The organism is Candidatus Enterovibrio escicola, from assembly GCF_002464935.1.
In the GTDB taxonomy this organism is placed as follows: Bacteria; Pseudomonadota; Gammaproteobacteria; order Enterobacterales; family Vibrionaceae; genus Enterovibrio; species Enterovibrio escicola.
In genome coordinates this window covers 51228-61712 of the sequence record NZ_NBYY01000025.1, presented here as the reverse complement: position 1 = coordinate 61712, position 10485 = coordinate 51228, and the positions used below count along the sequence as shown (strand labels likewise).

The window sequence follows — 10485 nt, the reverse complement described above, 5'->3', positions numbered from 1 at the left end:
GCATTCGTCGTAGTTAAAGCCTTCGGTGTAAGTAATTTTGATACCATCTAAGGTTGAGGTTTTAGAAGCCAAACCAAAAACGTGAGGAATATCGTTCAGATCAAAAGATTCGTTTTCTTCGTTCCACTCTTCAACCTGACGATCAAGACGCTCTAAAACTTCGCAATCTTGTTCTCGCTGCCAGTCGTTGCGAGCTACCAGAGTTTCAAATTCAGCAATAGAGATAGTTTTCATGGTAAAATCCTTGTCTTCTCAGAGTCGCCGCTGAGTTCGGCTGTGGATGTCTACACGTTCTTAATACAAGTGTATTTGGTTTATGATGCCAATCATCAAATCCGATTTTAACCAATTAATACATCCTGTGGAAATCAATCACTAAATCCGCATACCCGTTTTTTGTTTGATACTGGAAGAAATTAGGTGTTTTTTCCATGCAGGAAGGAAAGTTTGGTAGGAATCGTCGATATCGACGAAAATGGCGTCTAAGTTATTCATGTCCAAGTCCTTGTGCATTCAATAGTTTATTTCAAACGATCAAATCGCTACTTTGGCATTTAGTGTGTTTTTTATGCGCATCTCAGGTTAAATCAAACATCCTCAAGTTACCTTGCCTTAAACTTTTCTGCGAAATTGGCTTCGGAATCATTCCCTGTGTGGTTGCTATATTAGCTGTGCAAATTGAAGTTTAATTTGACAAAAATCGACAATAAGACTTTAGTTAAAGGAAAATGTTACATTACATCATAACGAACATTGTCGCTGTCGTAATGTTGACTTTTTACAAATAAACAATGCCAATAACTCATCGACCTTATTTCTACCCTCACCATTTCGGCTGATAGTTCGTTTCACTTGTACTACATTGATATATGCCCCCGCGTACAGGTGTCGGATCAACGGTGTGTCATGATTGGAAATTAGCACGGGTATGTTGCGTTGCGTTACCGTTTTTGCTGCGATTTTTCCTAAAAGGGCTTGGTCGTACAGGCTAAAACCTTTCGCAGAATATGTGGTGAAGTTTGCAGTGCCAGATAAGGGAGCATACGGGGGATCACAGTAGATTACACTACCTAGGGAAGCATGAGTAAAGCTCTGTTGATAGCCTTCGCATATAAATGTAGCTTTTTTGGCTTTTTCGGAAAAAAATTCGATTTCAGCTTGCGGAAAATACGGCTTCTTGTAGGTACCAAACGGTACGTTGAAGCTCCCTTTTTTATTGTAGCGGCAAAGACCATTAAACCCATGGCGATTCATGTAGAGAAAGTATAATGCACGCAGATACGGATCTTTACTGGCATTAAATTCTTCACGAATCGCCAAGTATGCAACTTTTTGATTGTACTTAGGTTGGAATAGTTTGCGAGCATCATCGATATAACGTTCCGGTGACTGTTTCACTAAATTGTAGAGATTAGTTAGATCCGGATTAATGTCCGACAAACGATATTGCTCGTAGTCTGTGTTTAGAAAAACAGAACCTGCTCCAACAAACGGTTCAATCAATTTTTTACCTTCAGGTAGGTGATGGCGGATATCTTCAACTAGAGAGTACTTACCTCCAGCCCACTTCAGAAAGGCACGATGCTTTTTCATTAATGTATATCCAATACCACGACTGCTCGAAAGGGTAAGAATTGTATCTCATTTTTGATTATCAATCAGAGTAAGTTCACACTCTGAGCAAAGTCAGTACTAGATTACTTGATCAGATTAATTTCTCGGTGAATTTGAGAGAAGGATTTAATCCACGGGTTAAGGCGTTGTACGTTTTCGGACAATTGCATTTCTGCTTGGCGTGCCTCATTCACAGAACTATAATCCCCAATCAGCACTATAAACCAAATTTCGCCATTTCGAACAGTTTCATATATCATGGCTCTATCTTTAATTTCATATTGCTGTAAGAAATTATGCACAGTTGCTTTAGACTGAATCGCCGCTAATTGTATCGCATAACGTGAATCTGGTATCATAAGTAATATCGTGTGCGATAACACCAACTCTTTCGTTGATCTGTTTTCAGTTAGTGATGGGGTATTTGATGTATCAGACTGAAACACATTGGGTTTTATGCGTTTATCTGAAACACCATGTGTTACGTGTACTTCCTCTTGTGGCGTGAACTGTGCGGTAATCGGTAGATTTACCGCACTAGTATCATAACCAACTACTGATTGCTTATCAATGATGGCATTGACAATATGATCTGGCACAATAATACGCCTATATTCATCCCGTCGACCTACTGTCATGCCTTCTACTGTTGGTTTGTCTGGCAGCGAAACGGTGTCATTCATTACCTTTGGTATTAGATTCCTGTCTACATCTCGCACATTAGCTTCATCAACAGATAAATTCCTCATTTCGGTGTCCTCTTCCACAGGGATCTCGGAAAATTCTTTCACGATATTAGGGGTAATGTTGGTTATCGTGTTCTGTTCAGATTTTAACGCTGGATTAAGCATCCACCAAGCAATACTTATTCCCAGCACAAGCAATAGCAGAGCTAGCAATATTATAGCAAATAGCGAGTAGTGTTTTTTCTCTTTCATTTTCGGTGTTTCCTGCAGTTCTAGCCTTTTTAAGGCTCCAGGCAATGGAGGCAATAAGGCGGCTCTTTGTTTTAACCCCTGTTGCTGCTCCATATCAAGCTCACGGTTTACCATCATTTTGTCAATAAACATCTCCCTCTCACTATCGGTCAGCGGACTAATTTCAAGTTCAATAGGTTTCCCGACATCACCGTAGGGAATCTTGTATAAATATTTATTTGATTGGCTAAGTAAGCTAAACAGTAATACATTTATTTGCCAATTATTGTGTTGCTGGGCTTCTGTCACCAATACTAAAAGCTCTGCAATAACAGACGCACTTAAGATTTGTGCGTCGTCGATGACGATTAATGCATGAACATCTCGCCCATCAAGCATGTACTCAAGACTGTGTAATATAGAGTGTTGTTCATTGAACACTCCATCACATACAATCTGACGCAGGATAATAGCTCGGTGCTGCCCGTCTTGTTGATGGGGATTACAAATAAGGAGAGATTGGCTAGGTTCGTTTGCCCAATTCGAGAGATAGCGTTGGCTCAGACATGTTTTACCCGAACCTAGCTCGCCTGTGATTTCAATAAGGTTCGAACTAAATCGTGTAAGGAACTTAATTCTTGATAAGAGTTGGATTTGTGAATCAAAATCCAAGATGATCATATCATGGCAGTGTGTCATATATAAACCCACTTAACGTCGTAATGACTTCAGTAAGCGTTTGGGGTGTAATGTTAGCAACGACTTTTGCTGTCCCAATTGATGTAGGTAAGACAAATCGTAGTTGCCCGAAGAGTACTTTTTTATCGTGTTTCATGTGCTTGATGAAAGCATCATAGCCCATGTTTGCAGGTGGTCTCACTGGGAGATTTGCATTTGCAAGCAAAGAAGTAATACGACTGGTATCCTCTTTCGACAGTAATTCTTGAAGTTGTGCGGTATGTGCCGCCATTACAGTACCTGCAGCAACGGCTTCCCCATGCAACCAAGTGCCATAACCCATCTCGACCTCAATAGCATGCCCAAAGGTATGTCCAAGATTGAGGAGTGTACGAACACCATACTCTTTTTCATCTTTAGCAACCATATCCGCTTTAATTTGGCAGCAACGCTTAATTGCATACACCAATGCATCACCATCAAGGCAAGTTAACACCTCAAGGTTATCTTCCAGCCATACAAAAAATGGTCTATCGGCAATGATAGCGTATTTGATGATCTCTGCTATTCCTGCAGTAAATTCTCGCATGGGTAAGGTTGCCATAACACTGGTATCAATCAGCACCGCTTTAGGTTGGTGGAACGCACCTATCATGTTTTTACCTAGTGGATGATTAATGGCGGTTTTTCCTCCTACGGAGGAATCTACTTGTGACAACAGAGTGGTAGGAGCCTGAATAAAGTCAACACCACGTTGATAACAAGCCGCCACAAAGCCAACAACGTCACCGATAACACCACCACCTAATGCGATAATGAGCACATTTCTGGTGTAGTTTCCATTAAGCAAGAAGGTATTGATGATATTGAACGTTTCTAGTGTTTTATATTGTTCACCATCGGAGAAGAAAAATAAAGCTGGAATAGCACCAGCTTTATTCAGGGTATCCATAAGACGATCGCCATACAGAGGTGCAATGCTTTCATTAGTTACCACCACAACCTGACGGCCTTGTACATCAGTAAAAAAAGAAGGATCAGATAACAATCCTACTCCAATAAAGATCGGGTAGCTTCTTTCGCCTAAGTACACATCGACACGTTCCATGGAATACCTATTTATTACTTCATGAATTGATGCTTAGTGACTTTCCAGCAACTCGATGATCTGATTAGCCACTACTTTTGCGCTTTGATCATCTGTGTGTACTATATAGTCGGCAATCTCTTCGTATAAATGGTTGCGCTCATCTGCCAGCTCTTCGAGAACCCGTCGTGGTTTTTCTGTTTGAAGCAGAGGTCGCTTTTTATCACGCTGAGTACGTGCCAATTGTTTCTCAATAGTAGTTTCTAAATAAACCACGATACCACGTGCAGACAGGTGATTCCTGCTCTCTTTGCTCTTGATGGATCCACCACCAGTAGCTAGAACGATGCCTTGCTTTTGAGTTAAATCGTCGATAACGCACTTTTCGCGTTCACGAAATCCCTCTTCACCTTCAACATCAAAGACCCATGCGATATCAGCACCCGTTCGCTCTTCAATCACGGTATCTGAGTCAAAAAACTCCATATGCATTTGTTGTGCAAGGTATCGTCCGATTGTACTTTTGCCAGCCCCCATAGGACCTACAAGAAAAATATTTCGTTTTTCAGCCATTATTAAGCAATTTACGCGTGGTTAAATGAAAACAACTCCACCTGCAGATTCGTTAATCGAAAGCCCGCGGCGCCAAATCCCTCACGGAGATTTCGTGATCAGATCTGAAATTATCTCAGGTCACCTAGCCCTTTGGCAACTTAAAATACGAATTTGAATCAGTTTAAATTTTATGAAAGTGTATTTTCTTATGAAAAAATGGCTAAAATAGCCGTTTAGGCACATCTGAATTCAGATAATAACTTCGACACATATGGTTTAGCGTAAGAAGAGGAAGCCAACTACCAAAATGGGTACGCTCTTCTAGCCAAAAAAATAAGCAGTACTACGCTAGATTAGCTAGTAGTTAACCGAGAGAGAAAATACTGAATTGCAACTTTTTTAAATGAGGAATTTTAATTTCCTATGTCACAGAGAGTAATGAAGTTCCATTGTTCCTCTGTATTGTCATTCGTTCAAGTAAGTTGAATGGTTCGTCAGTATGACTTACAATCCAGCTTGTCTACTATTGTAGATATCATCTACCCTAAAAGAATTTGTTGTTAGGAAGCATTTTTTCTCAAGATATAAATCCACTTATTGAATACACAACCTCGATTTATCGAGAGCTGAAAAGCTACTATAATAACGGTGCTTAATTGCGCTAAAATTTATCGCGATCTATCAGATTATAACCTTACAGCTTGAATATACAAACACGGTTTGTCAGGCAGGGATAAGAGAGTAACTAGTTGAATCTACTATTAGAAATGTGGATACTTACGACTCCTGTCGAGTGTTCCACATCAACCTTACTGTGATTATAATGATCTTAAAAAACTTACACCTTTCTGTATAACCACATGCCTTCTTGATGTAGATAGTTCGTCTGGCATGAGTAGGTTACTGAAATGACAGACGCTGAATTCTATTTTGCCAGACTTTGTTGGTCAACTAATCAGGGGTTGAATTACCATATCAAATAGTTTGATAAGAAAATTTTTACCCAAATAAACTGACTTTAATGAGCTTAGTAATGAGGAAATTGCCAAGATAGAACATATCATCAACACACATGGTAGAGCGAGTCTTGGGTGTCGTTCTCCTAACGATGTTTTTTAGAGTATTTTATGGCAGCTTAAGATATAACACCTGTATATTTCACCTGATGGAGGGCACCTCTTGGAACTTTTAATGGAACAAACATGTTAAATGTAACTTGTTAAAGATCATCATCTATTAATTATTTTGATAAGTTCTCTCCGTAGATTTGTTATTTTTTGTTCAGTTCTCTTTATACTAGTAAACAGTGATCCATTATGAATGGCTTCGACAAAAACATAACGGGAAATATCTAGTGAAGTTCATTAAGCGACTGCTTGTTTTTACATTAATCTGCATATTTCTTGGGGTTAGTACAATCTTTGGGTTCTACCTCTACGTTAGGCCAGAGCTACCAAATGTGGCAACCTTGAAGGATGTTGAGCTACAAACCCCTATGCAAGTCTATAGTGTTGATGGGAAGCTTATTTCTCAGTTTGGAGAGAAACGGCGAATTCCTGTCACCTACCATGAAATTCCACAAGATCTAATCAATGCATTAATCTCTACCGAAGATAGCCGATTTTATGAGCATCTGGGTATTGATCCCATCGGTATAACTCGTGCAGCACTTGTAGTAGCTATGTCAGGTTTTACCAAGCAAGGTGCTAGTACTATCACCCAGCAACTTGCGCGTAACTTTTTTCTTTCTAACGAGAAGAAGATCATGCGTAAGATTAAAGAAATATTTATTGCTATTCACATTGAACAACTTCTTTCCAAACAGGAAATTCTGGCACTATACGTCAATAAGATTTTTTTGGGTTACCGTTCTTATGGTTTTGGTGCTGCAGCACGTGTTTACTTTGGGAAAGATCTTAAAGATCTCTCACTAAGTGAGATATCAACACTGGCTGGACTGCCAAAATCGCCCTCTACCATGAATCCGATTTATTCGGTTGAACGCGCTACAAACCGCAGAAATGTAGTTCTTAGCCGTATGTTTGGTGAAGGTTACATCACTCATTCAGAATACGAGCAGGCAAAGAGCGAACCAATAATTTCCAGTTATCATAGTGCCGAAATTGAATTGAATGCCCCTTACGTGGCCGAATTAGCACGTGCATGGATGGTGGAAAGATATGATGATAAAGTGTATGAATCAGGAATGAAAGTATATACCACCATTGATTCACACTTGCAATATTCAACACAACACGCAGCAATCTCTAACCTCTTGGCATATGACCAACGTCACGGTTATCGTGGTGCGGTAACAACACTATGGGGTGTAAATAGCCCAGCATGGAATACAATAAAAATACAACATTATCTCTCAAAACAACCGAGTTACGGGGAATTAAAACCGGCTGTTGTAATTAAAGTTAACAAAAAGAGTGCAATGCTAACACTGAAACAAGATGAAAGAGCTACCCTGCCATGGGAGGGCATAAAATGGGCACGGCGCTATATTAGCGATATCCGTCAAGGCAGCGCACCAAAACAAGCCGGTGAAGTATTAAGTATTGGGGATCAAATTTGGGTACAAAACATCGGGGGTGTTTTGTATCTAAGCCAAGTGCCAAACGCTAATACTGCCATGGTGGTGCTGTCACCAGAAAATGGTGCCGTGAAAGCACTGGTGGGAGGATTCAACTTTATTCACAGTAAATTTAATCGTGTTACTCAGTCTGTACGTCAGGTTGGATCTGGTATTAAACCGTTTATCTATTCGGCTGCACTCGAACAAGGCATGACATTAGCGACTTTAATTAACGATGCTCCAATTAACCACTGGGATGAAAATCAAGGCATCGCATGGCGGCCAAAGAACTCCCCGCCCACTTATGGTGGGCCTACCACCATTCTTCGAGGATTGGCCCAATCTAAAAATGTCATGGCCATACGGACGCTTCGCCATGTGGGTTTAAATGAAACCGTAGACTATCTAACACGTTTTGGCTTTAAACGCGATGATCTTCCTCGCACAGAGGCATTAGCCTTGGGTGCGGGCAGTTTTACTCCGATGGAAATCGCACAAGGATTCAGTGTGTTCACTAATGGTGGTTACTACCTCATGCCTTTTTATATCCACAAGGTAGAAGACCCATTTAAGAGGTTGATTTACACGGCTCATCCTCAGCTAATTTGCAATGGTTATTGCAAGGATCTAACCAATAAGCATGATGCTTTCAATCTGAAAGAAGAAGCAAATATTCTTACACAACCCTCAAGCATGGAAAATACCGTAACGTATGCACCACAAGTGATCACCGAACAGAATGCGTTCCTCATTCGGGAAGCTTTGGAGGCTAACATCTGGGGGGGTGGTAACTGGCGTGACGGTACTGGATGGAATGGTACAGGTTGGCGTGCTAAAAAACCGCTGAATCGTCATGATATTGGTGGTAAAACAGGAACCACGAATGATTTGAAGGACGCCTGGTATACGGGATTTTCACCGGGTTTAGTTGCCACGGTCTGGGTCGGTTTCGATGATCATTCTCGTACTTTGGGTAGAACATCCCGTAATGCTAACTTCGGAAATAATCAGGTTTCTGGCGTAGAATCAGGGGCAAAAACATCACAACCCGCTTGGATAAATCTTATGGTGGATACAATATCCAACGTCCCTGAACAAGATAAAGTAATTCCTTCTGATATCATAAAAGTACGTATCGACCGAGATACAGGTTTACTCACTCGTAGAACCGACAGCAACTCAATGTTCCAATATTTCCAAAAAGGAACAGAACCGACAAAGTATATCCCAACTGGATCCGTCAACGGGAATATATACGAAAGTGAAGGAGAAGAGTTGTTCTGACAATTCTCTCTAGAATACCCTGGACTGCGCATAAGAAATTAATTAAATGACAAAATTGGGATCTGATCGTTTGAAATAAACTATTGACTGCACAAGGACTTGGACATGAATAACTTAGACGCCATTTTCGTCAGTATCGACGACTTCTACCAAACTTTCCTTCCTGCATGGAAAAAATACCTAATTTCTTCTAGTATCAAACAAAAAACAAGCTTTCTCTCCTCTCAATTAGCGAAGTGATGACGATAGTGATAGCTTTCCATCAATCTGGGTAGTGAGATTTCAAAATTTATTACATCCACTTTATTTGTCGCTACCTCACCAATGAATTTCCTGAATTAATTAGTTACACGAGGATGCTCAAGCTCATGCAAGGTGTCCTAGTTCCGCTTTGCTCTTACCTCACTCACCTCACGGTGAGTCCGACAGGGATTGCCTTTGTTGATTCATCCAAGCTACAGGTTTGTCACAACCGCATTCTCAGACATCAGGTTTTTAAAGGTACCTCGAAGCGAGGAAAAGAAACGAGGGGGTGGTTCTACGGAGATAAAGGTTATATCTCTGGTCCATTGGAGTGGAAACTTGTAGACAAGGGAGTGACACTGATAACGGGTATAAAAATGAAACCTAAAGTGATGAAACTTTAGAACCGCCTGATACTCCGGAAACAATTTAGTATTGAAACCGTTTTTAACCAACTAAAACATATCCTAAATCAAGCATTTTAGGCACCGTAGTTGTATCGGATTTATGGGTAACTTGCTGATGGGGCTGATCGCGTATTCATTTCAACCAAAAAAGCCGAGCATAAAGATGACTCAGTTTGATAAGCAAGCGCTTATGCAGGTCTGAGGTTAATCAAGTACTAATAAACCGTGGCTCCATAACTTTTTGGATAGATGTCACTGCTCTTAAGGCATGGCATTGTCTAAAGCATTACTGTCATCGTAGCTGTGGGTTTATATTGTCAGATACCGAGATTAAAACGGCACTTATGGTGAAAGGTATTTTTAAACTCCCACTTCGTGGATTAGAAAGCTTTCTCAATTTGGTTTTCACGTTGATGAATGTTCCGCTGAAATCTCCTACATACACCTGCATTAGTAAGCGTTTGAAGCCCGTAAAAGTTAAGTACCATTTACCGAATCGAGGGGCTGTCGCCCACATCGTTATTGATGCCATAGGCCTAAAAGTATACGACGAAGGTGACTGAAAAACACGTAAACATGGTAAGGAATAGAGGCATATCTGGCGCAAACTTTATCTTGTCGTTGATGTGTTTACTTATGAGGTTATTGTTGCAAAAGTTAGCCTATTTTCTGTGGGTGATTAATGAGATTTTACCTATATTGCTTAAATCATTATGACGAAAGATACAGCAAGTCAGTGCGGATGGAGTCTATGACATAAAAGCATGTCACCACGTACTGAAGAACAAAGGAATAACGCCCAGTATTCCACTTCGAAGCAACGCGGGGTATTGGGAAGAAGGATATCCTAAAAAGGAAGCTGTAAAGGCTTTAATAGAGGACAAACCACGGAATAAGAAAAGGATAGGGATTATCACAAACGCTCATCAGCAGAGACAGACATGCTACGCTAGTAAACAGTTGCTCAGTCCTAAACTTACTCTTCGTACTTACGAAGTTCAAGTTAGTGAAGTTCTGGTAAATGTGAAAGCGATGAACAAAGTTATAAGACTCGGTACGCTTGTTTGCCATCAGATAAATTAAGACTGTAAATAGAATTGGGATCAGTGCATTATTAAT

6 protein-coding genes and 3 pseudogenes are annotated in these 10485 nt (G+C 40.4%); 3 read left to right on the top strand and 6 right to left on the bottom strand.

All coding sequences use genetic code 11. From position 1 onward, the window contains the following. The 6 genes and pseudogenes from BTN49_RS08715 to aroK form a co-directional block, all read right to left on the bottom strand. The coding region (locus tag BTN49_RS08715) for a hypothetical protein (protein ID WP_199399503.1) at nt 1-234 on the bottom strand (234 nt) is incomplete at its 3' end. A 159-nt stretch (nt 235-393) separates the two neighbouring features. After that, nucleotides 394-495 (bottom strand): annotated as a pseudogene (locus BTN49_RS22430) (IS982 family transposase); the annotation flags it as partial. Nucleotides 496-741: 246 nt separating this feature from the next. After that, entirely contained in the window at nt 742-1593 is an 852-nt protein-coding gene (locus BTN49_RS08710) for a Dam family site-specific DNA-(adenine-N6)-methyltransferase (RefSeq protein ID WP_097356862.1), read from the bottom strand. A gap of 104 nt (nt 1594-1697) precedes the next feature. Beyond that, nucleotides 1698-3212 carry an SPOR domain-containing protein gene (locus BTN49_RS08705; protein WP_097356861.1) on the bottom strand — a complete coding sequence of 505 codons (1515 nt, stop codon included), beginning with the start codon at nt 3210-3212 and terminating at the stop codon, nt 1698-1700. Nucleotide 3213: 1 nt separating this feature from the next. Continuing rightward, nucleotides 3214-4317 carry a 3-dehydroquinate synthase gene (gene aroB, locus BTN49_RS08700; protein ID WP_097356860.1) on the bottom strand — a complete coding sequence of 368 codons (1104 nt, stop codon included), beginning with the start codon at nt 4315-4317 and terminating at the stop codon, nt 3214-3216. 33 nt (nt 4318-4350) lie between these two features. Beyond that, nucleotides 4351-4869, bottom strand: coding sequence for a shikimate kinase AroK (gene aroK, locus BTN49_RS08695; RefSeq protein WP_097356859.1), 519 nt, complete (start codon nt 4867-4869; stop codon nt 4351-4353). Nucleotides 4870-6205: 1336 nt separating this feature from the next. Here aroK and BTN49_RS08690 point away from each other — a divergent pair. The 3 genes and pseudogenes from BTN49_RS08690 to BTN49_RS08680 all read left to right on the top strand — a co-directional run bounded on the left by BTN49_RS08690 (nt 6206) and on the right by BTN49_RS08680 (nt 10449). Next, nucleotides 6206-8716 carry a penicillin-binding protein 1A gene (locus tag BTN49_RS08690; RefSeq protein ID WP_097356858.1) on the top strand — a complete coding sequence of 837 codons (2511 nt, stop codon included), beginning with the start codon at nt 6206-6208 and terminating at the stop codon, nt 8714-8716. Nucleotides 8717-8821: 105 nt separating this feature from the next. Beyond that, a pseudogene (locus tag BTN49_RS08685) lies at nt 8822-9568 on the top strand (transposase). Beyond that, nucleotides 9540-10449, top strand: a pseudogene (locus BTN49_RS08680) (IS5 family transposase). Before BTN49_RS08685 ends, BTN49_RS08680 begins: the two co-directional pseudogenes overlap by 29 nt. The last annotated feature ends 36 nt before the right edge of the window (nt 10450-10485 follow it).